We start from the raw sequence: 23,750 nt of genomic DNA on the forward strand, positions 1-23,750 counted from the left end.
AACGAAGGAGGGCGGCACCGGAGTCCCGGTGCCGCCCTACTTCGCTCAAAGCGGAAAACATCTCACAGCCGAACGCGAGGGAAACACCCCGCGACCAGCATTACTTCTGGTCTTCGCCCTCGGCGGAATCCGACGCGACCTCGTCCGTGGACGCGGCCTCTTCGGCTTCGGCCTCACCGTTGCCGAACAGTTCGGCGGTGTCGACGGAAGCACCCGAGGTGTCCGTGACGGTGGCCTGCTCGACGACACCGGCGAGAGCCTTGCCACGACGCACGTCCGCGAAGACGGCGCCGAGCTGACCGGCCTGCTGGATCTGCTGGATGAACTGCTCCGGCGCCATGCCGTAGCGCTGCGCCTGGAACAGGATGCGCTCGGTGAGCTCGTCCTGGCCGACGGTGACGTCGGAGGCGTCGGCGATGGCGTCCAGCAGCAGCTGGGTCTTCACCGAGCGCTCGGCGCTCTCCTTGGCATCCTTGTCGAACTCTTCGCGGCTCGTGCCCTGCTCCTCGAGGAGCTTGTTCAACGCTTCCTCGTCGTGGTCGAGTCCGTGCACGGCGTCGTGCAGCGCAGCGTCGACCTCGGCCTTGACGACGGCCTCGGGCAGCGGGACCTCGACGGTCTCGAGCAGGGTCTCCAGGACCTTGTCGCGGATCTGACCGGCCTGCTCGACCTTGCGGACGCGTCCGACGCGCTCACGGAGGTCGGCCTTCAGCTCGTCGAGGGTGTCGAACTCGCTTGCCAGCTGAGCAAACTCGTCGTCCTCGGCAGGCAGCTCGCGCTCCTTGACGGTGCCGACGGTGACGGTGACGACAGCTTCCTTGCCCGCGTGGTCACCGGCGACGAGCGTCGAGGTGAACTCCTTGGACTCGCCGGCCTTGACGCCGACGACGGCCTCGTCGAGGCCCTCGATGAGCTGACCCGAACCGACCTCGTGCGACAGACCGCTCGCGGTGGCCTCGGGAACGGCCTCACCGTCGACGGTGGCCGCCAGGTCGATGGAGATGAAGTCTCCGTCCTCGACCGCGCGCTCGACACCGGTGAGGGTGCCGAAACGCTGACGCAGCGACAGCAGCTGCTCTTCGACGGCCTCGTCGGTGATCTCGATCGGATCGACGGTGACGCTCAATTCGCTGTAGTCGGGCAGCGTGATCTCGGGACGGACGTCGACCTCGGCGGTGAACTCCAGGAGCTCGCCGTCCTCGATCTTCGTGATCTCGATCTCGGGCTGACCGATCGCCTTCACCGAGGCGCTGGTGACGGCCTCGGAGTAGCGGGACGGGAGTGCGTCGTTGACGACCTGCTCCAGGACGGCGCCACGACCGACACGGGCTTCGAGCAACTTGGCCGGTGCCTTGCCCGGACGGAAACCGGGGAGACGGATCTGTTGCGCGAGGGCCTTGTAGGCCTTGTCGAAATCAGGCTTGAGCTCCTCGAAGGGCACCTCAACGTTGATACGGACTCGCGTCGGGCTGAGCTGCTCGACGGTGCTCTTCACGGACTGGCTCCTTCGTGTGGTCGTGCTCTTTTACTGTGCGGCAGTTACCTGCCCTGTGGTTCTGGTCGGGGTGACAGGATTTGAACCTGCGACCCTCCGCTCCCAAAGCGGATGCGCTACCAAGCTGCGCTACACCCCGGTCGAAGCCGGCCCTCACCAACCTCGCGAGGACCCGAGGAAGAATCCTACGGCCCCCCGATTATGAAATCCAAAGCGAGGTTGGGTACAGTCACTCATCGCAGACGACATGCATGGCGATCCCAGGTTGTCGTATGCACGGGGATGTAGCTCAATGGTAGAGCCTCAGTCTTCCAAACTGATTACGCGGGTTCGATTCCCGTCATCCCCTCCACACAGGAGCGTTCCCACCCCAGGGAACGCTCCTTTTTGTTGCGCACGGGCGGTCGCGCACATCCGCCTCGGTATGACATGCGTCACAGGCAATCGAGCGAACGTCGGCCTCGCTCCCGCGCCCGTTCGCCCAGCGCGTAACCCGGATTTCGATCAGTACTCTGGGAGATGTCCGATTTGTCCCCTACTCGCGGATGCCGCAGCCCCCGCAGCCGGCGGTCCGCGAGAACTCCGGAGGCCCACCGTGGAACTGCTACTCATTCTCGTGATCGTGGCGGCGGTCGCCTTCCTGGTGGTGAGGAGCCGCAACAACCGCGCCGGGCAGACCGCGAACCAGCTCGAGGACGCCAAGGCGGACGCTCGCCAGGCCATCGAACGACTCGGCGGGCAGGTGTACAGCCTCACCGGGTCCGACACCGCCTCACAGCAGGCGCTGGCCGACGCGTCCGAGCGCTACACGGCGGCGGGCTCCCAGATCGACCAGGCATCCACCCCCGTCCAGGCGCGTCTCGCCAAGCAGACGGCGCTCGAGGGCCTCTATTACATCCGCGCCGCGCGGACTGCCATGGGCATGGACCCCGGCCCCGACGTCCCGTCGATCGACGGGCAGAAGTCCGCGGGCGCGGTCACCGAGGACCGTGAGGTCGAGTTCGAGGGCAGGCAGGTCGCCGCGTCGCCGAACCCGTCGTCGAGGACACCGAACTACTACCCGGGCGGTCGCGTCGCGGGACGCCCGGTTCCCGCGGGCTGGTACTCGGAGCCGTGGTGGAAGCCCGCCCTCGTCGCGGGCGCGTGGGGCCTCGGTTCGATGTTCCTGTTCTCGGCGATGTTCTCCGGGATGGACGGGGTGGGATACGACGCGCAGGCCTTCGAGAGCGGCGCGGGCGACGCGTCGCAGGACGGCGGCGGTGACGCGGGCGCAGATGCCGGCGGCGACGGCGGCGACTCCGGCGGCGACGGTGGCGACATGGGCGGGGACGCCGGCGGCGACGGCGGCGGATTCGACTTCGGCGGCGGGGACGGCGGCGGCGGCTTCGACTTCGGTGGCGGTTTCGACTTCTGACGCGGCCGTCAGGACGGCTGGCAGGTCGGGCACCAGAAGAGGTTGCGGCCCTTCATGACCGAGTGGGCCACCGGGGTGCCGCAGACGCGGCACGGCGATCCCGCCCGCCGGTAGACGTACGTCCGGGGGCGGTCCTTCGCGTACGCCGGATCGCCGTGATCGTCCTCGGGGCGGACGACGTGCATCTTGCCGCGTCGCACACCGACCTTCATGAGGGCGACGAGGTCGGCCCACAGCGCGTCCCACTCGTCGCGCGACAGTCCGCGGCCGGGCCGCTCCGGGTCGATCCCGTGCCGGAACAGGACCTCCGCCCGGTACACGTTGCCGACGCCCGCGATCACGGCCTGATCCATGAGCAGCGCCCCGATCGGGGTCTTCGACGCCGAGATGCGTTTCCACGCCTTGTCGGGGTCGGCGTCCTTGCGCAGCGGGTCCGGTCCGAGTCGCGCCTCGATGGCCGCGACCTGCGGCGGGTGGAGAACCTCACACGCCGTCGGGCCGCGCAGGTCGGTGCCGAATTCGGCGCCGACCATCCGCATCCGGACCTGCCCGACCGGCGGTTCCATGGGAACGGCCGCTTCCGTGAACGCTCCGTACAGGCCCAGGTGGACGTGCACGACCAGCCCGGACTCGTAGTGATGCCACAGGTGTTTACCCCAGGCCTCGGACTTGACGAGGACGCGGCCGTCGACGAGGGCCGCGTCCTCGGAGAATCTGCCCTGCGGGCTCAGCACCCGCACCGGCGCACCGGCGAACCGGCGCTGATGTAGCCGGGCCAGCCGGTGCAGGGTGTGACCTTCGGGCAAGGACGATCAGGCCTCGGGCAGGGCCGGGGCGACACCGGTCTTCTCGAACTCGGACAGGATGTCGATACGGCGCTGGTGGCGCTCCTCGTTCGACCACTCGGCGGCGAGGAACGCGTCCACGATCGCGAGGGACTCCTCGAGCGAGTGCATGCGCCCGCCGAGTCCGATCAGCTGGGCGTTGTTGTGCTGGCGGGCGAGCTGCGCGGTCTCGACGCTCCACGCGAGGGCGCAACGCGCACCCTTCACCTTGTTCGCCGCGATCTGCTCGCCGTTGCCGCTGCCGCCGAGCACGATGCCGAGGCTGCCCTCGTCGGCGACGACACGACGTGCCGTCTCGATGCAGAAGGCGGGGTAGTCGTCGAGGGCGTCGTAGACGTGAGCGCCGCAGTCGACGGTCTCGTGGCCCGCGGCCTTCAGATGTTCGATGATCTCGTTCTTACGTTCGAATCCGGCATGGTCGGCACCCAGGTATACGCGCATGACTGGTGATTCTGTCAGGCGTCCTCGCGAATCGTGCCGGGGCCCCGGGACGCTTATCGTGATCAGCATGTATCCCGACAACGGACAGAACTGGGGACAGGCGTATCCGGGACATCGGCAGGCTCCCGCGCAGCAGCAGTGGGGCGGCGGGACGGGATGGAATCCCCCGGCCCCGTTGCCGGGCCTTATGCCGAACGACCGACCGGCCCGGCACTCGTGGGAGATCCCGCTGCTCGTGGCCGCGGTCGTGCTCACCGTAGTCGCCTACGTGGCGGCGATCGCGGCGCTGTTCCTGGGGGTGGTGTCCACCTGGGTGCTCATCGTGCTGGTCGCGCCGATCCTCATCGCCGTCGGCCGCGGCCAGCTGTACGGCTCGCAGCAGGTGAACGGGATCAAGATGACGCCCACCCAGTTCCCCGACGGCTACCGGATGGTGGCGGAAGCGGCCGCACGGTTCGGGATGGCCGAGCCGCCCGACGCGTATGTCGTCCTCGGGAACGGCCGGATCAACGCGTTCGCGTCCGGGCACGGCTTCCGCCGCTTCGTCGTGGTGTACAGCGATCTGTTCGAGATCGGCGGCGAGGCCCGCGAGCCCGATGCCCTCGCCTTCATCATCGGCCACGAGGTCGGTCACATCGCCGCAGGCCACGCCTCGTACTGGCGGCAACTGGGACAGTTCGCCGCCAACTACATTCCCGTCGTCGGGTCGGCCCTGTTCCGGTCGATGGAATACACCGCCGACAACCACGGCTACTGCGTGCGGCCGCAGGGCGCCCGCGGCGCGATGGGCGTGCTCGGCGCGGGCAAGTATCTGGTGAGCGTCGTCGGATTCGACGAACTCGCCGACCGGGCCACCACCGAAAACGGGTTCTTCCCGTGGTTCGTGAATCTGCTGTCGGGCCATCCGGTGCTGACCTGGCGCGCCGCGGCCCTGCGGAACCGGACCCGGCACGGTCACCTGTTCGTCAAACCCGGCCAGATCTACCGCGATCCGCTGCAATTGCAGTACGCGGGCGATCCGGCCGGGCCCGTCACTCGGTGACCGGGACGGGACTCAGTCGAACTGAGGGTCCTCGGTGCGGGTGCGCTTGAGTTCGAAGAAGTGCGGGTAGCCGGCGAGCGCGACCGCGCCGTCCCACACCTTGCCCGCGTCCTCGCCGCGCGGAATCCGCGACAGCACGGGGCCGAAGAAGGCGACACCGTTGACGTGGATGGTCGGGGTTCCGACGTCCGGTCCGACGGCGTCCATGCCCGCGGCGTGGCTCTCGCGCAGCGCGGCGTCGTACTCGTCCGATCCGGCGGCCTCGGCCAGTTCGGCGGGCAGACCGACCTCGGCGAGCGACTTCACGATCACGTCGTCGACGTCCTTGTTGCCCTCGTTGTGGATGAGCGTGCCCATCGCGGTGTACAGCGGCAGCAGGATCTCGTCGCCGTGCTTCTGCGCAGCCGCGATCAGCACCCGCACCGGCCCCCACGCCCGGGTCATGAGTTCGCGGTATTCGTCCGGCAGATCCCGGCCCTCGTTGAGGACGGCCAGGCTCATGACGTGGAAGTTCGCCTCGAGGTCCCGCACCTCGGCGGCCTCGAGAATCCATCGCGACGTGATCCAGCACCACGGGCACAACGGGTCGAACCAGAAGTCGGCGACGTCCTTGGCAGTACCGGTGTTCGTCCCAGCGCTCACGTGTTGCTCCTTCTCGGTGATGTACACGATCCGGTTCAGTCAACACCTCCCTGCCGGGAATCCTTCCCGGAGACCCCGCCGGCGGCAGTAGGGTCGGAAGTGGTCGACCCGAAGGGAGCATCCTCACATGTCCTCCACTCGCACGTTCGTCGTCGTCGGCGGTGGCCTCGCCGGAGCGAAAACGGCAGAAGCATTGCGTGACAAGGATTTCGACGGATCGATCATTCTCCTCTCGGAGGAGGAACACCTCCCCTACGAGCGGCCTCCGCTCTCGAAGGAACACTTCGCCGGAAAGAAGGCTCTCGGCGACTTCACCGTCCACCACGGCGACTGGTACCGCGACCATCACGTGGACCTGCGGTACGGCACCACCGCCACTGCCCTCGACCTCGGCGCCCACACGGTGACGCTGCCGGACGGTTCCACGCTCGGGTACGACAAGCTCGCGCTGGCCACGGGTTCGCGGTCGCGTCGCCCACCGATCACCGGTTCCGACGCGGAGGGCGTCCACTACCTGCGCACCATCGACGAGTCGGACCGGTTGATCGCCGCGGTCGGCGGCGGCAAGCGCCTCGTCGTGATCGGCGCAGGCTGGATCGGTCTCGAAGTGGGAGCGTCCGCCCGGGAGAAGGGTGCCGACGTGACGGTGGTGGAAGCCGCCGAACTCCCACTCCTCGGCTCGCTCGGCCCCGAGATGGGCACGGTGTTCGCGGAACTGCACCGCGAGCACGGCGTTCAGCTGCACCTCGGTGCCACGGTCGATCAGATCGTCGTCGAGGACGGCAAGGCCACCGGTGTGCGGCTCGACGACGGGACGGTCCTGCCCGCCGACGCGGTCCTCGTCGCCGTCGGCGCCGCGCCCAACATCGAGATCGCCGAACGGGCCGGGCTCGACGTCGACGGCGGGGTTCTCGTCGACGCCGGATTGCAGACCAGCGACCCCGACGTCGTCGCGGTCGGCGACATCGCGGCGCAACTGCATCCGCAACTCGGCACCCGGATCCGGGTCGAGCACTGGGCGAACGCCCTCAACCAGCCGGCGGTCGCCGCGGCGACGATGCTCGGCCAGAAGGCCGAATACACGCGGCTGCCGTACTTCTTCACCGACCAGTTCGACCTGGGCATGGAGTACACCGGGTACGCCCCGTCCGACGGATACGAGCGGGTCGTGGTGCGCGGCAACCTTCCCGGACGCGAGTTCCTCGCGTTCTGGCTGGACGCGGACAACCACGTCCTCGCAGGCATGAACGTCAACATCTGGGACGCCACCGATCAGATCAAGCAACTGGTGTCCTCGACCGCCCCGGTCGATCCCGACCGGCTGGCCGACCCCGCGGTGCCGCTGACCGACCTGTCCGGTTAACACCCCCGGCCCACTCGTGATGGGATGGCAGCATCGAGTTAGAGCACCGCCGCCGATCACGAGGAGACCTCTGTGGCCCCACCGAACCTGACCCGCGAACAGGCAGCCGAACGAGCCGGACTGCTGACCGTCGACAACTACCTGATCGAACTCGACCTCACCGACGGGACAGGTCAACCCGGAGTCGAGACGTTCTCCTCGCGGACCACCGTCACGTTCGGGGCCACCCCCGGCGCGTCCACGTTCGTCGACATCGTCGCTGCGCGTGTGCATTCGGCCACGCTGAACGGCTCCCCCGTCGACGTCGCGGATTACGACGAGTCCACCGGCATCACGCTCACCGGTCTCGCGGAACGCAATGAACTGGTGGTCGAGGCGGACTGCGCGTACTCGCACACCGGTGAAGGTCTGCACCGCTTCGTGGACCCCACCGACGACGCCGTCTACCTGTACTCGCAGTTCGAGACGGCCGACGCCAAGCGGATGTTCGCCTGCTTCGACCAGCCCGACCTGAAGGCGACGTTCGACGTTCACGTCACGTCCCCCGCCGACTGGAAGGTGATCTCCAACTCCGCGACCGTCGAGACGGTGGCGGCCGAACCCGGCAGGCACATCTTCCGCACCACCCCGAAGATGAGCACCTACCTCGTCGCGCTGATCGCGGGCCCGTACGCGGAGTGGACCGACAACTACTCCGACGAGCACGGCGACATCCCCCTCGCGATCTACTGCCGCGCCTCCCTCGGCGAGCACATGGACGCCGAGCGCCTGTTCACGGAAACCAAGCAGGGCTTCGACTTCTACCACCGCAACTTCGGCACCCCCTACGCGTTCGGGAAGTACGACCAGCTGTTCGTCCCCGAATTCAACGCGGGCGCAATGGAGAACGCCGGCGCCGTGACGTTCCTCGAGGACTACGTCTTCCGGTCCAAGGTGACGCGGGCGTCGTACGAGCGGCGCGCCGAGACCGTGCTGCACGAGATGGCGCACATGTGGTTCGGCGACCTCGTCACCATGCGCTGGTGGGACGACCTGTGGCTCAACGAGTCCTTCGCGACGTTCGCCTCCGTGCTCTGCCAGAGCGAGGCCACCGAATACACCAACGCCTGGACCACGTTCGCCAACGTCGAGAAGTCCTGGGCGTACCGGCAGGATCAGCTGCCGTCCACCCACCCCATCGCCGCCGACATCCCGGACCTCGCGGCGGTCGAGGTGAATTTCGACGGCATCACGTACGCGAAGGGTGCGTCCGTCCTCAAGCAACTCGTCGCGTACGTCGGACTCGACCCCTTCCTGTCCGGTCTGCGGGACTACTTCCGCGACCACGCCTTCGACAACGCCACGTTCGACGACCTCCTCGGCGCACTCGAGAAGTCCTCGGGCCGCGACCTGTCCGACTGGGGCACCCAGTGGCTCAAGACGACCGGGCTCAACATCCTGCGTCCCGAATTCGACGTCGACGCGGACGGCAAGTTCACCCGGTTCACCGTGCTGCAGTCCGGCGCCGCACCGGGTGCCGGTGAGCAACGGGTGCACCGCATCGCGGTCGGCGTGTACGACGACCGGGACGGCAAGCTGGTGCGCACGAAGCGGGTGGAACTCGACGTCGACGCCACCGAACGCACCGACGTCACCGACCTCGTCGGTGTCGAACGCGGTCAGCTGATCCTCGTCAACGACGACGACCTCACGTACTGCTCGCTGCGCCTCGACCCCGACTCGCTGGCCACCGCCATCGAGCGGATCGGCGACATCGAGGAGCCGCTCCCCCGCACCCTGGTGTGGTCGGCGGCGTGGGAGATGACGCGGCAGGCCGAACTCAAGGCGCGGGACTTCGTCGCGCTCGTGCAGCGCGGCATCGGCGCCGAAACCGAGGTCGGCGTTGTCCAGCGACTGCTGATGCAGGCCCAGACCGCGCTGCACAGCTACGCCGAACCCGGGTGGTCCAAGGAACACGGCTGGCCCGACTTCGCGAACCGCCTCCTCGAGCTGGCGCGGGAGGCCGAGGCCGGTTCGGATCACCAGCTGGCGTTCGTCAACGCGCTGGCGGGCGCGCAGCTGTCGCCGTGGCACACCGAGGTCCTGCAGGAACTGCTGGACGCGGCACCGGAAACGGTCGGGCTGCCGGGGCTCGTCGTCGACACGGATCTGCGCTGGCGTCTCGTCACGGCCCTCGCCGGGGCCGGTGAGATCGACGCCGACGGCATCGAGACGCCGTTCATCGACGCCGAAGCCGAACGCGACCCGACCGCGGCAGGGGCCCGCAACGCCGCCGCCGCGGCCACCGTCCGCCCGCAGGCCGCGGTGAAGGAACAGGCCTGGAACCGGGTGGTCGGCGACGACTCCGTGCCGAACATCACCGCCCGCGCGATCATCGGCGCGTTCGCCGGTCACGGTCAGTCCGACATTCTCGAGCCGTACGTCGCCCGCTACTTCGCGGACATTCCCGCGGTGTGGGAGCGGCGTTCGAGCGAGGTCGCACAGACCGTGGTGGTGGGCCTCTACCCGTCGTGGTCGATCAGCGAGGAGTCCGTCGCGGCGGCCGACGAGTTCCTGGCCGGCGACCGTCCGCCGGCGCTGCGCCGCCTGGTGGTCGAGGGCCGCGCGGGAATCGTCCGGTCGCTCGCGGCCCGGAAGTTCGACGCGAGCTGATCGGTGGCCGATCCTGCCGGCCTAGTCCGGCAGGATCGGCACGCTCACCCCCTGGTCCCGGCCGAGCAGCACCGCGCGGGTGACCGCCGCGGAGCCGAATCGGTCGCGGAGGCTGTCGAGCGTGGTGTCGAGCGTGCTGCTTGTGTACGGATCGAACGGCAGCGCCAATTGCTGCGGGCAGTCGTCCTCGAGGTTGGCCACCGCGACACCGACGAGGGTGATGCCCTTGCTCTCGATCATCGGCATCGCGTTGCCGAGCAGCCCACGGGCCGTGGTGAGGATCGTCTGCGTCTGCGCCGACGGCTGCGCCAGGGTGTGCGATCGGGTGACCCGGGTGAAGTCGTCGAACCGCAGCCGCAGCACCACCGTGCGCCCCACCCGCTTGCCGCGGCGCAGCCGGCCCGCCACCCGGTCGACCAGTGTCACCAGGGCGGCGTCCACGTCCTCCCGCGACGTGGGTCTGCGCCCGAGCGCGTGCTGGGCGCCGACGGACCTCCGTCTGCGCCCCACCTGCACGGGACGGGGATCGCGCGCCCAGGCGAGCGCGTGGAGGTGGTGGCCCGCCGCCGGTCCGACGATGGACACGAGCAACTCCTCCGGATAGTGGGCCAACTGGCCGACGGTCGCGATCCCGGCGTCGCGGAGCTTGCGCGACGTCACCGCCCCGACTCCCCACAGCCGTTCGACCGGCAGCGGGTGGAGGAACTCGATCTCCCCGTCCGGCGGCACGTGCAGCAGTCCGTCGGGCTTGCCGACCGCGCTGGCGACCTTGGCGAGGAACTTCGTTCTCGCGACGCCGACGGTGATCGGCAGACCCACCTGCTCGCGCACATCGCGGCGCAGTCGCGCCGCGATGTCGACCGGTGCGCCCGCGATCTTGCGCAGACCCGCGACGTCGAGGAACGCCTCGTCGATCGACAGACCCTCGACCAGCGGTGTCGTGTGTCCGAAGACCTCGAACACCGCCTTGCTCGCGGCGGCGTACGCCGACATCCGCGGGCGCACGACGACCGCGTGCGGGCACAGCCGCAAGGCCTGGGCGCCGCTACTCGCCGTGCGCACCCCGTACGCCTTCGCCTCGTAGCTCGCGGCCAGCACGACTCCTCCGCCGACGATCACCGGACGACCCCGCAGTGCGGGGTCGTCCCGTTGCTCCACCGAGGCGTAGAACGCGTCGAGGTCGGCGTGCAGGATGGTCGCCTCGGCGCCACTCGAGATGCGGGGGCGCGGCGAATCGGACACGAACATATGTTCGCATCGACCACCGACAGAAGTCGAGCGCGGTTCGGCCCCTCGGTCGCCGAGACACCGACGGCCCGTCACGGTTCAGGAGGACTGAACGGTGACGGGCCGTGCGGACGCCGGTCTGTGCGGATCTACGGCGAGGCGATCGCCGCGCTCATCACGCGGATGGCACTGACGAGACCGTCGATGAGGTCTCCGTCGCCGAACGACGACACCGCCGCCGTCGCCCCGAGCTGGGCAACCCGGTCGGTGACCCGGTTGGCCACGGCCCGGCCGCTGCGGATCTCGACCGTCCGCTGGTTGGGCGAGACCGCGATGAGGACGGACCGTTCCGCCTCGGGGGTCGTCGGGAAGAGCGCATCGGCGCCGACCGCGGTGTTCTCGCCGAGGTCGCCGATGTACGCGTTGAAGCGCACCTTCGTCTTGCGGGTGCCTTCGGTGAGGGCATCGTCGAGGCGGACGAGTTCGTCCGTCGTGAACGGCAGGTCGTCGGTGAAGGGCTCACCGACGCGGTGCACGCCCGAGATGCGACCGCTGGCGGTCACGACGCTGCCGACGGGCAGATTGTCCGCGGATACGGTCGCGGGGATCAGGTCACCACTTGCCACTTGCCGAGCCTCCAATCAGGTCTTCCGAACCGGCGTGCGCGCCGTGGTGTCCGCCGTGATGACCGTGCGTGGTCACCTCGTCGACGGCGCTCCACAGCACCGGCGCATGCGTCCATTCCTCGCCGAGGTGGAACGCGGGCGGCACGGGGCCCGGCGTCTTCTTGCCGACGAACGACATCGCCGCGAAGAAGGCGGTGATCAACGCCGGAATTCCTACGAATATCAGCACTGTCTCGAGAATGCTCACACCGCAAACGGTAGCCCAGAACCGTGCGAAGGGAAGCGTCAGGGCCGAACTTCGCGGAGCGGTCGCGCGGAACGCTCAGGCGGCGCCTTCACCGAGGTAGGGCATCCACGACGGGTGCAGGTCCTTCGTCGACGCCAGCAGTCGCCAGTGCGGGCCCGACGGCGGCACCAGTGAGGCCCGGAGCGTCCAGCCGAGTTCGCTCAGCAACTTGTCCGCCTTGCGATGGTTGCAGGGCGCGCAGCAGGCGACGCAGTTCTCCCACGAATGCTCGCCGCCACGACTGCGGGGAACCACGTGGTCGACCGTCTCGGCCTTGGACCCGCAGTAGCCGCAGCGGAACCGGTCGCGGTGCATGAGGGCTGCGCGGGTCATCGGGACGCGCGCGCGGTACGGGACGCGGACGTAGTTGCGGAGGCGGATCACGGACGGCACCTGGACGGACCACTGCTCGGAGTGGACGACCGGGGCCTGCGGATCCTCGTGGACGGTGTCGGCCTTACCGCAGGTCATCAACACCACGGCACGGCGGGCAGGAAGGGCGGTGAGCGGCTCGTAGGTGACGTTCAGCAGAAGCACCCGGCGCTTGATCCAGAGCGGAACCGCATTCTCGCCCGGGAAAGAAGGCTCGGCGCTGTGCGCGGAGCCTTCGGTGATCACTTGTAAAGCAAACGCCCCTGAAACCCCGGCACTCCGGGCATCAGTGGGCACGAGTTGTCGGTGCGCGCGGGCGCTGTGTCGATTCTTCATGCGACCTCCGGGAGATTGCCACCAAGTGCACCATGAATCGCCTGCGTGCGCACGCCCATTTCCGACAAAAATGCAGGACATTCGGTGAACAGACGGTGACGAAGACCGTTCGCGCCCGCACGTGCACAATGGAAGACGCCATGACTGACGTGCAGCAGACCTTCTATGAGGCGGTGGGCGGAGCGGAGACGTTCCGCAAGCTCACCGCGCGCTTCTACGAGGAAGTCGCCAAGGACGACATCGTGCGGCCCCTCTATCCCGAGGAAGACCTGGGTCCGGCCGAGCGCCGGATGCGGATGTTCCTCGAGCAGTACTGGGGCGGACCGCACACCTATTCGGACGAGCGTGGCCATCCGCGGCTGCGGATGCGTCACCATCCGTTCAAGATCGGCCCGATCGAGCGCGACGCGTGGCTCCGGTGCATGCACACGGCGATCGCGTCGATCGACTCCGGGACCCTCGACGACGCGCACCGCAAGGCTCTGAGGGAGTACATGGACATGGCCGCGGCGTCGATGGTGAACTCCGCCTTCTGAAACCGCCGCGCGCCGATTACGCCGGTCGAGTCGTGGCGGGGACGATCGTTTGGCACGATGGGCGATTGTGAGCACTCCCGCCGAAACGCCCGCCGACGACACACAGCCGGCACCCTGGTGGTCCGACGCCGTCTTCTACCAGATCTATCCCCGCTCGTTCGCCGACGCGAACGGTGACGGTGTCGGCGATCTCCAGGGAGTGCGGGACAAACTCGGCTACCTCGAACTGCTCGGTGTCGACGCCCTCTGGCTGAGCCCGGTCATGCGTTCACCGATGGCCGATCACGGCTACGACGTGTCCGATCCGCGCGACATCGACCCACTGTTCGGCGATCTCGAGGTCATGGACGAGCTGATCGAGGCGGCGCACGCGCGCCAGATCAAGGTGACGATGGACCTGGTGCCCAATCACACCAGCGTCGAGCACGACTGGTTCCGTGCCGCCGTGGCGTCGCCGCCGGGCAGTCCGGAACGGAACCGGTACTTCTTCCGCGACGGCCGTGGCAAGGACGGCGCGGAGCCGCCGAACAACTGGCCGAGCATCTTCGGCGGTCCGGCGTGGACGCGGATCACCGAGGCCGACGGCACACCCGGCCAGTGGTACCTGCACATCTTCGCGGCGGAGCAGCCCGACCTGAACTGGGACAACCCGGAGGTCGTCGAGGATCTCACGAAGACGCTGCGGTTCTGGCTCGACCGGGGCGTCGACGGATTCCGCATCGACGTCGCGCACGGCATGGCGAAGCCGGAAGGCCTGCCGGATCACGACTGGTCCGCCAACGAACTGCTGCACAACTCGGACGACGACCCGCGGTTCGACAACCCCGCGGTCCACGACATCCACCGCGGCATCCGCAAGGTCCTCGACGAGTACCCGGGCACGGTGGCCGTCGGGGAGATCTGGGTCCGCGACAACGAACGCTTCGGCGAGTACATCCGGCCCGACGAACTGCACCTCGGGTTCAACTTCCGGCTGGCGGAGGCCGCGTTCTCGGCGGAGACGGTCCGGGAGGCCATCGAGAACTCCCTGACCGCCGTCGACCAGGTCGGCGGAACCCCCACCTGGACCCTGTCGAATCACGACGTCGAACGGGAGGTCACCCGGTACGGCGGCGGCGAGATCGGCACAGCACGCGCCCGGGCCATGATCCTCGTCGAACTGGCGCTGCCGGGTGCGGCGTTCCTGTACAACGGCGCCGAACTCGGCCTGCCCAACGTCGACCTGCCCGATGCGGCGTTGCAGGACCCGGTGTGGGAGCGGTCCGGTCACGCCGAACGCGGCCGCGACGGATGCCGGGTGCCCGTTCCGTGGGAGGGCACCGAACCGCCGTTCGGGTTCAGCACGGGCGAACCCTGGCTGCCGATGCCGGTCGAGTGGGCCCCGCTGACCGTCGAGGCGCAACTCGAGGACGTGACGTCGACACTCTCGCTGTACCGGGCGGCACTCGAACTGCGCTCGTTCCGTCCGGAGTTCTCCGGTCCCGGAGTCGACTGGTACGGCAGCCCCGAGGGCTGCTTCGCCTTCCGCAGGCGCGGTGGTCTGATCTGCGCCCTGAACGCCACCGAGGCGCCGATCTCGCTGCCGCCCGGTGAGGTGCTGCTCAGCAGCGCGCCGCTCGTCGAGGGACAGCTTCCGCCGAACGCGGCTGCGTGGCTCATCTGAGCCACGCTCCCCCGGTTGCGGCGCGGGGCTACCGCGCCACCGACAGCGGAATCCCCCCACCACGGTGCCGGTAGATCGACCCGAACCGGGCGTCCACCCGCAGCCACGACGCGGTGGCGCGCACCCGGACCAGTTCCGAGGCGTCGATGCGTTCGAGGTCGATGTCGGCGGTCAACCGATCCGAGCCGGCGTGCGGGACGAACCCCATCGCGGTGAGCGCGAACACCACCCGCATCGGGATGCCGACGGACTGCTCCGCGCCCTCCACCCGCAGCACCTCCTGGTCGAGCAGGGACGCAGGCGGACCGTGGCTGCTGCCGTGCTCCTGCGCCAGCGCCGCACCGCGCTGTGCGAGGTCGACCAAGACGCGCGCCGGGACGTCGTCGACGTGGACGAACCCCTCCGTCGGAGGCAGGGCGCCCCGCCACGCCGAATCCATCGAGAACCCCGGATCGATGTCGGCGGCGGTCGCCGCTTCGAGCGCGGCGAGCAGTTGGTCGCCGGCAGCCGACGTGTCGTCCGGGGTGATCGTCCCCGCGATCGTGCGCACCGCGAGCGCGTCGAAACCGGTTGCCGCCCAAGCCGTCAGGCGGCCGGGTCCGCGTTGACGGAGGCGGACCACCGTCGCCTCGTCCAACCGGACCACCCGGGTCAGGAAGGTGGCGAGATCGCCGCGCTCCGTCGCGTCCGGGATCGACAGGACGCGCTCATGCACGCTGCCAGCTCTCCAGGTAACCGCGCTCGACGTCGGTGATCCTGCGGAGCCGCTGGGTGTCGATGTCGAACGCCGCGATCTGCGTCGACGCGATGATGGACGGCGCGACCGACACGTCGACACCCTTCGGGCGGACCTCGTAGTTGATCGTGAAATCGACGGCGCGAACCTTCTCGACCCACATCAGGACGTCGAGCGGTGAATCGCTGTGCCGGAGCTGCCCGCGGTAGCGCACGTGCAGGTCGGCGAGGCCGCGCCGTCACGCAATGTGACCGTGGGCCGGTCGTCCTCGAACAGCCAGGGAATCCGCGCCTCCTCCAGCAGCGTCACCATCCGAGCGTGGTTGATGTGCTGGAAGACGTCCATGTCCGACCATCGAACTTCGACCTCCGCGTGAAAGCCCTCGCTCAACGTCATACCTCCGATCGGGTGCCCATACCGCGCACCATGCTGCGTACCTGACGCGCCGCCACCGAGAGCGTCGCGAGGTCAAGGGTCCCAGACTCGAAAATCTCGGTGAGAGCGGACCTCGCCCTGGCCAGCCGGGACGCGTTCGTCGACTCCCAGTCGTCGATCTTCTCCTGCGGCGTCTCGTGAGGTTCGCCACCGAGCAGCACTTCCATCGTGAGCTGGCGCAGCGAACTGTAGAGGTCGTCGCGCAACGCGAGACGGGCCAGCGAATGCCAGCGGTCGCCACGCGCGAGGGTGGACACCGCGCTGAGCAGCCAGTCGATGCCGAGGTGTGCGTCGAGCTCGTAGTACAGCTCGGCGACCTCGTCGATGTCGCGCTCGGCGATGTCGGCGATGTCGATGATGTCGAGCAGGCAGAACTTGTCGAGGAGCCGGAACACCTCGAAGGCCAGGTCTTCGGGCGCTCCGCGGACGACGAGCGGCCGCACCCGCGTTTCCACGTCGGTGAGCTGATGCCCCCGCACGAGTTGCGGCACCTTCGGCGAGAGGGCCCGGAAGTCGGCGGAGTAGCGGGCGATCTCGGCACCCACCGCGAGAGGCTGGGGCCGATTGGTCAGCAACCAGCGCGACGCCCGGTCCAGAAGACGGCCCGACTCGAGGATCAGGTCGTCCTCGATGTCCGCGGCGATGTTCGCCGACCGGATCCTCGACCACAGGTCGGGCAGGGCGAAGATCTCGGTGACCGCCGCATACGCGCGGATGGCGTCGGTGCTGCTCGCACCCGCCTCGTCCGCCAATCGGTACGCGAAGGTGATTCCGCCGTTGTCGATGGTCTCGTTCGCGAGCATCGTCGCCACGATCTGCCTGCGCAGGGGATGCGCCTTGATCGCCGTGCGGAACTGCTTCCGCAGCACCGTCGGGAAGTACCGCGGCAGCCGCGGCGCGAACGTCTCGCTGTCCGGCAGGTCCGTCGCGAGGAGGTCGTCCTTGAGCGCAAGCTTCACGTGGGCGGTGAGGGTCGCGAGTTCCGGCGACGTCAGCCCCTGCCCGGCCTGCCTGCGACGGGCGATCTCCTCCTCGGTGGGCAGAGCCTCGAGTTTGCGGTCGAGACCGCGGCGGGACGCCAGGTGCTCGATCTGACGGCGGTGCACGCTCAGCATGGGGACCGCGCTGGTCCGGGAGACACCGAGGAGGTTGTTCTGGGCGATGTTGTTCGCGAGAACGAGGTGGGCCACCTCGTCGGTCATCGACGCCAGCAGCGGATTGCGGTCCTCCCGAGGCAACCCGCCGCCGCTCACCAGCGAGTCCAGCAGGATCTTGATGTTCACCTCGTGATCGGAGCAGTCGACGCCCGCCGAGTTGTCGATGGCGTCGGTGTTGATCCGGCCACCGTTCTGGCTGTACTCGATGCGGCCGAGTGCCGTCACCCCCAGGTTGCCGCCCTCACCGACCACCCTGGCCCGCACTTCGTTGCCGTCGACGCGCACGGAGTCGTTGCTCTTGTCGCCCACCATCGCGTTGGTCTCGGTGGACGCCTTGACATACGTGCCGATCCCGCCGTTCCACAGCAGATCCACCGGGGCACACAGGATCGCCCGGACCAGTTCCGGTGGGGAGAGTTCGGTGACGGTGTCGTCGAGTCCGAGGGCGGCACGCGCGGCGGCGCTGATCGGGACCGATTTGCGGGTCCGGTCCCACACTCCGCCGCCCGCGCTGATGATGCCGGTGTCGTAGTCGGCCCACGACGACCGGGGCAGCGCGAACATCCGGGACCGCTCCTCGAACGCGGTGGCGGCGTCGGGATCGGGGTCGAGGAAGATGTGCCGGTGGTCGAATGCCGCGACCAGCCGGATGTGCCTGCTCAGAAGCATGCCGTTCCCGAACACGTCGCCGCTCATGTCGCCGACACCGACCGTGGTGAAGTCCTCGGCCTGGGTGTCGACCCCCATCTCCCGGAAGTGCCGTTTCACGCTCTCCCAGGCGCCGCGGGCGGTGATGCCCATCCCCTTGTGGTCGTACCCGGCCGACCCACCGGACGCGAACGCGTCGCCGAGCCAGAAGTTGTACTGCTCCGCAACCGAATTGGCGAGGTCGGAGAACTTCGCGGTGCCCTTGTCCGCGGCCACGACGAGATACCGGTCGTCACCGTCCCGCCGCACCACCCGGGCAGGAGGCACGATCTCCCCCGACACGTGATCGACGTTGTCGGTGAGGTCCAGGAGACCGCAGATGAACGTGCGGTAGCAGTCCTGGCCCGCCTCGAGCGCCGCCGCGCGGTCGGCCGCCGCGTCCCCCGACGGTGTCGGCGGATTCTTGACGACGAACCCGCCCTTCGCCCCGACCGGGACGATCACCGCGTTCTTCACGGCCTGCGCCTTCGCCAACCCCAGGATCTCGGTGCGGAAGTCCTCACGCCGGTCGGACCAGCGCAACCCGCCGCGAGCGACGGACCCGAACCGCAAGTGCACACCTTCGACGTCGGGTGAGTACACGAAGATCTCGTACTTCGGCCGGGGCTTCGGCAGTTCCTGGATCGAGGTCGGATCGAGCTTGATCGACAGATGAGCCGGCGGCTCCCCGGTCTCGCCGACTACGAAATAGTTGGTGCGCAGCGTCGACTTGATCAACCCGAACAGGCCGCGCAGGATGCGGTCGGCGTCGAGGCTGACCACGGAGTCGATGTACTCCCGCAGACGGGTGTCGAGTTCGGCCACCAGGTCGGGTGAGGGCGCCTCCGGGTCGAACATCGCCTCGAACAATTCGACGAGCGTGTACGCCGACCGGGGATTGGCCAGCGCAACCCCCTCGATGTGGAACTGACTGTACGGAAAACCCGCCTGGCGCAAATACTTTGCGTACGCACGCAGGATCACGGCCTGCCGCCACGACACCCCCGCCCGCAGGATCAGCTCGTTGAACCGGTCGGCCTCCGCGCGCCCGAACCAGACCGCGGTGAACGCCTCCGTGAACCGTTCCTGAAGCTTCGGTTCGGCCGCGGACGCCTCCTCGGCGGCGAGTTCGGCGTCGAGGTCGTCCTCCACCGAGGAGCGGAGCAACTCAGCGGGCACCGACAACCCGAAATCGTAGATCCAGCACGTCAACCCGTCGGGCCGCGGAATCTGGTAGGGGCGTTCGTCGAGGACCTCCACGCCCAGGCTCTGCAGCACCGGAAGCACCTGGCTCAGCGAAATACCGTCGCCGCCCACATACAGGGTGAACCGCCAGTGCCCGACCTCCGCCCCACGGTCGCGGTACAGCAGCAGGTCGATGGAGCCGCCTTCGAGCGCCTCCAGCCTCGCGAGATCCGACAACGCCCGGGTGGCGTCGAAATCCTCCTTGTACCCCTCGGGCAGCACGTCGGCATAACGCTGCGCCAGAATGGGATCCACACCGGCGGTGACCGGCAACAGGTCCCCGAGGTGATCGTCCCAGCTGCGGCTCGCCTCGGCCAGCATCGCCTGGACCCGTTCGCGGTCGGCGTCCGACAGGTCGAGCAACGACCCCCTGTGTTCGATGTTCTTGCGGATCGTCACGTGCAGCAACGCCAGATCGGACTCCGTGACGCGTGCGGTGTATTCCAAAGTGCCGCCGCCGAATTCCCGCAGCAGGATGTCCTGCATGGCGAGCCGGACCCGGGTGGTGTACCGATCCCGGGGCAGGTAGATCAGGCAGGAGACGAACCGTCCGAGAAAGTCCTCACGCACGAACAGGCGCACCTGGCGCCTGAGCCCGATGCTGTGCACGGCCGTCACCGTGTCGAACAGGGTGTCCGCGTCACTCGAGAACAGTTCGGTGCGCGGGAACGACTGGATGACCTCCAGCATCGCCTGCCCCGAATACGAGTTCAGCTGGAACCCCGCCCGGTCGATCACCTTGCGTACCCGGCGAGCGATCACCGGAATGTCGAGGACGTTCTCGTGCAGCGCCGTGACGGTGAAGACGCCGAGGAAGCGGTGCTCACCGGTGATGTTGCCGTTCGCGTCGAGGATGCTCACACCGACGAAGAACGGGTAGACCGAGCGGTGCACGGTCGCGGGGAACGAGCCCTGCGTGAGCACGAGCAGGGGTCGGTCGGGGATCTCGGCGGCCGGCGGCAGACTCAGCGGGCCCTCGGTGACCGTGTCGGAGCGCAGCAGTCCGAGACCACTGCCCGGCACCACCTGCAGGCTCCGGGCGCCGGAATCGTCCGGCCCCCCCAGTTCGAAACGACGGTACCCGAGCGCCGCGTAGTTGCCCTGCGACATCCACCGCAGCAGGTCGGCGCAGTCCTCCAGGTCGTTCTTCGACACACCCGGACAGGGTGCTGACGCCTCGAGTTCGTCGGCCAGCGTCCGCTCGAGCTTGCGCATGATGTCGGTGTCCCGTACCACCTGGCGCACGTCGGCCAGGACGGTGCCGACCTCCTTCTCGAGCGTGTCGAGCACCGCGGAGTCGGCACGCGGATCGAGTTGGACGTGGATCCACGACTCGGACATACCGTCCTCGTCGGCATCCTTGGCCTTGTCTCCCATGAGGATTCCGCGCAATGCGCCGATCGGATCACGCTGCACCGACACGATCGGGTGCACGAACTCGCTGATCCCGATGCCGAGCCGGTTCAGCAGTGCGGTGATCGATTCGACGAGCAGCGGCATGTCGTCCGTGACGATCTGCAGGGACGCACCGAGTTCGCGCCCGTCTCCCGGCCGGTAGACCCGGGTGATCGCGCGCTCCGGGGGCCGATGCAGGGCCAGCGTCAGATGCGCGCCGAGCACGGCGTCGGAAGCGCCGTTGACGGCGCTCTCGCTGTCACCGCGATCGACGTGCCGGAAGTACACGGCTGCGAGAGTCGGCACCTGAGACCGGAGACCTTCGGGCAGATTCCGCGCCCACTCCGCATCTTTCAGTGCTGCCGATTCCGTCATCGGGGCTCACTTCCTCTTCGTTCCGATCGCCGCGGGCAACTCTCTCGAGACTAGCCCGCGGCGATGGGAACAGAGGGTGAACTTCGGGCACCCCGCGTGCCGGATCCGTCAGCCGGTGGTCACCGGCGCGAGGTACTTCTCGAGCCCGTCGCGTTCCGCCTCGGACAGCGGACGCGACCGTTCGGTCTTCACGTCGAACGCCACCATCAGGGCGTCGCCCGTCGCACAGTGGACGCCGTCGCGGTTCGTGACGACGTGCCGGATCGTGTACGACGAATTGCCGACATGGAGCACCGACACGTCGATCGTCAGCGGACCGGAGGCGTCGGTGACGGGACGCAGGAATTCCACGTCCATCTTGCGCACCACCATCGCACCGGGCTGCGCGCCGGCGGCCCGCAGTTCGGCGGTCAGGAATGCGATCCGCGCTTCCTGCATGTACTCCATGAAGCGGGTGTTGTTGACGTGACCCAGGCGGTCGGAGTCACCCCACCGGACCTGGATCTCGTACGTGAAGGCCTGCTGCCCCACCAGGTCAGTCCCTCGTGAGCTTGCGGTGCGTGACGCGGTGCGGACGTGCCGCATCCGGTCCGAGCCGCTCGACCTTGTTGGCCTCGTAGCCCTCGAAGTTGCCCTCGTACCAGTACCAGGCAGCCTCGTTGTCGCCGAAGCCGCCCTCCCACGCGAGGATATGCGTGCAGGTCCGGTCGAGGAACCAGCGGTCGTGGGAGATCACGACGGCGCAGCCGGGGAACTGTTCGAGCGCGTTCTCCAGCGAACCGAGGGTTTCGACGTCGAGGTCGTTGGTCGGTTCGTCGAGCAGGATCAGGTTTCCGCCCTGCTTGAGCGTCATCGCGAGGTTCAGGCGGTTGCGCTCACCACCGGACAGCACGCCCGCCGGCTTCTGCTGATCGTGGCCCTTGAACCCGAACGAGCTGATGTAGGCGCGCGACGGCATCTCCGTCTGGCCGACCACGATGTGATCGAGACCGTCGGACACGACCTCCCACACCGTCTTGTCGGGGTCGATGCCGGTGCGGTTCTGGTCGACGTAGCTGAGCTTGACGGTCTGACCGATCTTCACCTCGCCCGCGTCCGGGTCCTCGAGCCCGACGACGGTCTTGAACAGCGTGGTCTTACCGACACCGTTGGGGCCGATCACGCCGACGATGCCGTTACGCGGCAGGGTGAACGACAGGTCCTTGATCAGGACCCGGCCGTCGAAGCCCTTGTCGAGGTTCGACACCTCCACCACGACGTCGCCGAGGCGCGGCGGCGCAGGGATCTGGATCTCGTCGAAGTCGAGCTTGCGGGTCTTCTCGGCCTCGTTGGCCATTTCCTCGTAGCGGTCGAGGCGGGCCTTGTTCTTGGCCTGACGGGCCTTCGCTCCCGAACGGACCCAGGCCAGCTCCTCCTTGAGGCGTTTCTGCAGCTTTTGGTCCTTCTTGCCCTGGACCTCAAGCCGGGCAGCCTTCTGCTCCAGGTAGGTGGAGTAGTTGCCTTCGTACGGGTACAGGCGGCCGCGGTCGACCTCACAGATCCACTGGGCGACGTGGTCGAGGAAGTACCGGTCGTGGGTGACGGCCAGGATCGCACCCGGGTAGGCGGCGAGGTGCTGCTCCAGCCACAGGACGCTCTCCGCGTCGAGGTGGTTGGTCGGCTCGTCGAGCAGCAGCAGGTCGGGCTTGCTGAGCAGCAGCTTGCAGAGGGCGACGCGGCGCTTCTCACCACCGGAGAGGTGAGTGACCATGTCCTCCGGCGGCGGACAACGCAGTGCGTCCATCGCCTGCTCCAGCTGGGAATCGATCTCCCACGCGTCGGCATGGTCGAGCTTCTCCTGGAGCTCGCCCATCTCCTCCATCAGCTCGTCGGAGTAGTCGGTTGCCATCAGCTCGGCGATCTCGTTGTACCGCTTGAGCTGGACCATGGTTTCACCCATGCCCTCTTCGACGTTCTCGCGAACGGTCTTCGTCTCGTCCAGGTGCGGTTCCTGCATGAGGATCCCGACGGTGGCACCGGGAGCGATGAACGCTTCACCGTTGCCCGGCTGATCCAGCCCCGCCATGATCTTGAGGATGCTGGACTTACCCGCGCCGTTCGGGCCGACCACACCGATCTTGGCGCCGGGGTAGAAGCTCATCGTGACGTCATCGAGGATGACCTTGTCACCGTGCGCCTTGCGCACCTTCTTCATCGTGTAAATGAACTCAGCCATGGGGCCAGCCTAATGGTGAGGCGCGACGAACCCACATCGCGGAGGGTCGGGGACGTGATCGGGGGCTTCCCGGGAAGATGCTGCGGGCACCGGCGCCGGGAACGCAGAGGTCGGCGCCGATACCCGCAGGTGCGCTACGCGACGAGGGACCGGGTGGCCACCTCTTCGGTCGCCGGGTTCCCCGCACCACCGTCGGTCGTTCTCGGCGCGCGCTCGAGCACGACCGTGCACCGGGCCAGGTCCGGTCCGATCGCGGTGGCACTCAACTCCAGGTCGGAACGGGCTACGCCGTCGCGGGTGGTGTATTCGGTGGTGCGCAACTCGCCCGTCACGAGGACGGGGTCGCCCTTCGTGATCGAGGCGACGACGCCGGCCATCAGCCGGCGTCTGCAGGTCACCGTGAGGTAGAGCGTGCTCCCGTCACGCCACTCCCCCGTCGCGTGGTCTCGGCGCCGGACCGTGCTCGCCATCCGAAAACTGAGGAACTCGTCACCGGCCGCATTCGACCGGGTGACCGGGCTGGTGATGACCGTTCCGACGACGGTGCCGTGCGTTTCGTACATGA

General features: G+C 68.2%; 19 protein-coding genes, 2 tRNA genes and 1 pseudogene. 7 read left to right on the forward strand and 15 right to left on the reverse strand.

Going from position 1 to position 23,750, the window contains the following annotated elements; translation table 11 throughout:
* Positions 1–100 precede the first annotated feature (100 nt).
* Positions 101–1,495 carry a trigger factor gene (tig, locus tag MLGJGCBP_RS08995; protein WP_087561010.1) on the reverse strand — a complete coding sequence of 465 codons (1,395 nt, stop codon included), beginning with the start codon at positions 1,493–1,495 and terminating at the stop codon, positions 101–103.
* Positions 1,496–1,557: 62 nt separating this feature from the next.
* Positions 1,558–1,634 (reverse strand) — tRNA-Pro (locus tag MLGJGCBP_RS09000).
* 139 nt (positions 1,635–1,773) lie between these two features.
* Here MLGJGCBP_RS09000 and MLGJGCBP_RS09005 point away from each other — a divergent pair.
* Together MLGJGCBP_RS09005 and MLGJGCBP_RS09010 are read left to right on the forward strand one after the other, a co-directional pair.
* Positions 1,774–1,847: transfer RNA gene (locus tag MLGJGCBP_RS09005), tRNA-Gly, on the forward strand.
* Between the two features lie 243 nt (positions 1,848–2,090).
* Complete coding sequence (locus MLGJGCBP_RS09010) at positions 2,091–2,909, forward strand: DUF1542 domain-containing protein (RefSeq protein WP_160094925.1); 819 nt, start codon at positions 2,091–2,093, stop codon at positions 2,907–2,909.
* 8 nt (positions 2,910–2,917) lie between these two features.
* On the opposite strand, the gene MLGJGCBP_RS09015 is transcribed toward MLGJGCBP_RS09010, so the two are convergent.
* Positions 2,918–3,715, reverse strand: coding sequence for an Fpg/Nei family DNA glycosylase (locus MLGJGCBP_RS09015; protein ID WP_160094927.1), 798 nt, complete (start codon positions 3,713–3,715; stop codon positions 2,918–2,920).
* Between the two features lie 6 nt (positions 3,716–3,721).
* Positions 3,722–4,195 carry a ribose-5-phosphate isomerase gene (locus MLGJGCBP_RS09020; RefSeq protein ID WP_005248193.1) on the reverse strand — a complete coding sequence of 158 codons (474 nt, stop codon included), beginning with the start codon at positions 4,193–4,195 and terminating at the stop codon, positions 3,722–3,724.
* A gap of 67 nt (positions 4,196–4,262) precedes the next feature.
* Between MLGJGCBP_RS09020 and MLGJGCBP_RS09025 the strand changes: the two genes are divergently transcribed.
* On the forward strand, positions 4,263–5,237 hold the full coding sequence (locus MLGJGCBP_RS09025; protein WP_087561013.1) for a M48 family metallopeptidase: 975 nt from the start codon (positions 4,263–4,265) through the stop codon (positions 5,235–5,237).
* Positions 5,238–5,249: 12 nt separating this feature from the next.
* On the opposite strand, the gene MLGJGCBP_RS09030 is transcribed toward MLGJGCBP_RS09025, so the two are convergent.
* On the reverse strand, positions 5,250–5,879 hold the full coding sequence (locus tag MLGJGCBP_RS09030; protein ID WP_012688322.1) for a DsbA family oxidoreductase: 630 nt from the start codon (positions 5,877–5,879) through the stop codon (positions 5,250–5,252).
* 127 nt (positions 5,880–6,006) lie between these two features.
* Between MLGJGCBP_RS09030 and MLGJGCBP_RS09035 the strand changes: the two genes are divergently transcribed.
* Both MLGJGCBP_RS09035 and pepN read left to right on the forward strand, forming a co-directional pair.
* Positions 6,007–7,242, forward strand: coding sequence for an NAD(P)/FAD-dependent oxidoreductase (locus MLGJGCBP_RS09035; RefSeq protein WP_160094929.1), 1,236 nt, complete (start codon positions 6,007–6,009; stop codon positions 7,240–7,242).
* A 72-nt stretch (positions 7,243–7,314) separates the two neighbouring features.
* Positions 7,315–9,894, forward strand: coding sequence for an aminopeptidase N (pepN, locus tag MLGJGCBP_RS09040; protein ID WP_160094931.1), 2,580 nt, complete (start codon positions 7,315–7,317; stop codon positions 9,892–9,894).
* 21 nt (positions 9,895–9,915) lie between these two features.
* Here the strand turns inward: pepN and dinB are convergent, their stop codons facing one another.
* The 4 genes from dinB to MLGJGCBP_RS09060 all read right to left on the reverse strand — a co-directional run bounded on the left by dinB (position 9,916) and on the right by MLGJGCBP_RS09060 (position 12,741).
* Positions 9,916–11,142 (reverse strand): DNA polymerase IV, encoded by a 1,227-nt coding sequence (dinB, locus tag MLGJGCBP_RS09045; RefSeq protein ID WP_160094933.1) that lies wholly within the window; start codon positions 11,140–11,142, stop codon positions 9,916–9,918.
* A 128-nt stretch (positions 11,143–11,270) separates the two neighbouring features.
* A complete protein-coding gene (locus MLGJGCBP_RS09050; RefSeq protein WP_160094935.1) occupies positions 11,271–11,747 on the reverse strand; it encodes a DUF5130 domain-containing protein in 477 nt (158 codons plus the stop codon).
* Complete coding sequence (gene ctaJ / locus MLGJGCBP_RS09055; RefSeq protein WP_012688329.1) at positions 11,734–11,994, reverse strand: aa3-type cytochrome oxidase subunit CtaJ; 261 nt, start codon at positions 11,992–11,994, stop codon at positions 11,734–11,736. Before ctaJ ends, MLGJGCBP_RS09050 begins: the two co-directional genes overlap by 14 nt.
* Before the next feature lie 75 nt (positions 11,995–12,069).
* On the reverse strand, positions 12,070–12,741 hold the full coding sequence (locus MLGJGCBP_RS09060; protein ID WP_179220415.1) for an HNH endonuclease: 672 nt from the start codon (positions 12,739–12,741) through the stop codon (positions 12,070–12,072).
* Between the two features lie 140 nt (positions 12,742–12,881).
* On the opposite strand from MLGJGCBP_RS09060, the gene MLGJGCBP_RS09065 reads away from it, so the two are divergent.
* Complete coding sequence (locus MLGJGCBP_RS09065; RefSeq protein WP_043824253.1) at positions 12,882–13,277, forward strand: globin; 396 nt, start codon at positions 12,882–12,884, stop codon at positions 13,275–13,277.
* A 67-nt stretch (positions 13,278–13,344) separates the two neighbouring features.
* Positions 13,345–14,940, forward strand: a complete 1,596-nt coding sequence (locus tag MLGJGCBP_RS09070) for a glycoside hydrolase family 13 protein (RefSeq protein WP_160094937.1) — start codon at positions 13,345–13,347, stop codon at positions 14,938–14,940.
* A 28-nt stretch (positions 14,941–14,968) separates the two neighbouring features.
* Here MLGJGCBP_RS09070 and MLGJGCBP_RS09075 read toward each other — a convergent pair whose 3' ends face one another.
* The 6 genes and pseudogenes from MLGJGCBP_RS09075 to MLGJGCBP_RS09100 form a co-directional block, all read right to left on the reverse strand.
* Positions 14,969–15,655: a hypothetical protein gene (locus MLGJGCBP_RS09075; protein WP_160094939.1), complete on the reverse strand. Its 687-nt coding sequence runs from the start codon at positions 15,653–15,655 to the stop codon at positions 14,969–14,971.
* A pseudogene (locus tag MLGJGCBP_RS09080) lies at positions 15,648–16,072 on the reverse strand (acyl-CoA thioesterase). Before MLGJGCBP_RS09080 ends, MLGJGCBP_RS09075 begins: the two are co-directional and overlap by 8 nt.
* Positions 16,069–20,970, reverse strand: coding sequence for an NAD-glutamate dehydrogenase (locus tag MLGJGCBP_RS09085; protein ID WP_160094941.1), 4,902 nt, complete (start codon positions 20,968–20,970; stop codon positions 16,069–16,071). Before MLGJGCBP_RS09085 ends, MLGJGCBP_RS09080 begins: the two are co-directional and overlap by 4 nt.
* Positions 20,971–21,078: 108 nt before the next feature.
* Positions 21,079–21,501, reverse strand: a complete 423-nt coding sequence (locus MLGJGCBP_RS09090; RefSeq protein ID WP_087561022.1) for an acyl-CoA thioesterase — start codon at positions 21,499–21,501, stop codon at positions 21,079–21,081.
* A 4-nt stretch (positions 21,502–21,505) separates the two neighbouring features.
* Complete coding sequence (gene ettA / locus MLGJGCBP_RS09095; RefSeq protein WP_160094943.1) at positions 21,506–23,185, reverse strand: energy-dependent translational throttle protein EttA; 1,680 nt, start codon at positions 23,183–23,185, stop codon at positions 21,506–21,508.
* 134 nt (positions 23,186–23,319) lie between these two features.
* Complete coding sequence (locus MLGJGCBP_RS09100) at positions 23,320–23,748, reverse strand: single-stranded DNA-binding protein (RefSeq protein ID WP_160094945.1); 429 nt, start codon at positions 23,746–23,748, stop codon at positions 23,320–23,322.
* Positions 23,749–23,750 lie beyond the last annotated feature (2 nt).

Origin of the sequence: Rhodococcus sp. T7, from assembly GCF_009872365.1 — a bacterium.
GTDB lineage: Bacteria > Actinomycetota > Actinomycetes > Mycobacteriales > Mycobacteriaceae > Rhodococcus_F.

What these genes read in the sequence shown, in the direction of transcription:
- ettA (WP_160094943.1), bottom strand. Translation starts at nt 23,185, where the DNA reads ATGGCTGAGTTCATTTACACGATGAAGAAGGTGCGCAAGGCGCACGGT.
- MLGJGCBP_RS09025 (WP_087561013.1), top strand. Translation starts at nt 4,263, where the DNA reads ATGTATCCCGACAACGGACAGAACTGGGGACAGGCGTATCCGGGACAT.
- MLGJGCBP_RS09100 (WP_160094945.1), bottom strand. Translation starts at nt 23,748, where the DNA reads ATGTACGAAACGCACGGCACCGTCGTCGGAACGGTCATCACCAGCCCG.
- MLGJGCBP_RS09085 (WP_160094941.1), bottom strand. Translation starts at nt 20,970, where the DNA reads ATGACGGAATCGGCAGCACTGAAAGATGCGGAGTGGGCGCGGAATCTG.
- MLGJGCBP_RS09065 (WP_043824253.1), top strand. Translation starts at nt 12,882, where the DNA reads ATGACTGACGTGCAGCAGACCTTCTATGAGGCGGTGGGCGGAGCGGAG.
- MLGJGCBP_RS09060 (WP_179220415.1), bottom strand. Translation starts at nt 12,741, where the DNA reads ATGAAGAATCGACACAGCGCCCGCGCGCACCGACAACTCGTGCCCACT.
- MLGJGCBP_RS09020 (WP_005248193.1), bottom strand. Translation starts at nt 4,195, where the DNA reads ATGCGCGTATACCTGGGTGCCGACCATGCCGGATTCGAACGTAAGAAC.
- MLGJGCBP_RS09035 (WP_160094929.1), top strand. Translation starts at nt 6,007, where the DNA reads ATGTCCTCCACTCGCACGTTCGTCGTCGTCGGCGGTGGCCTCGCCGGA.
- dinB (WP_160094933.1), bottom strand. Translation starts at nt 11,142, where the DNA reads ATGTTCGTGTCCGATTCGCCGCGCCCCCGCATCTCGAGTGGCGCCGAG.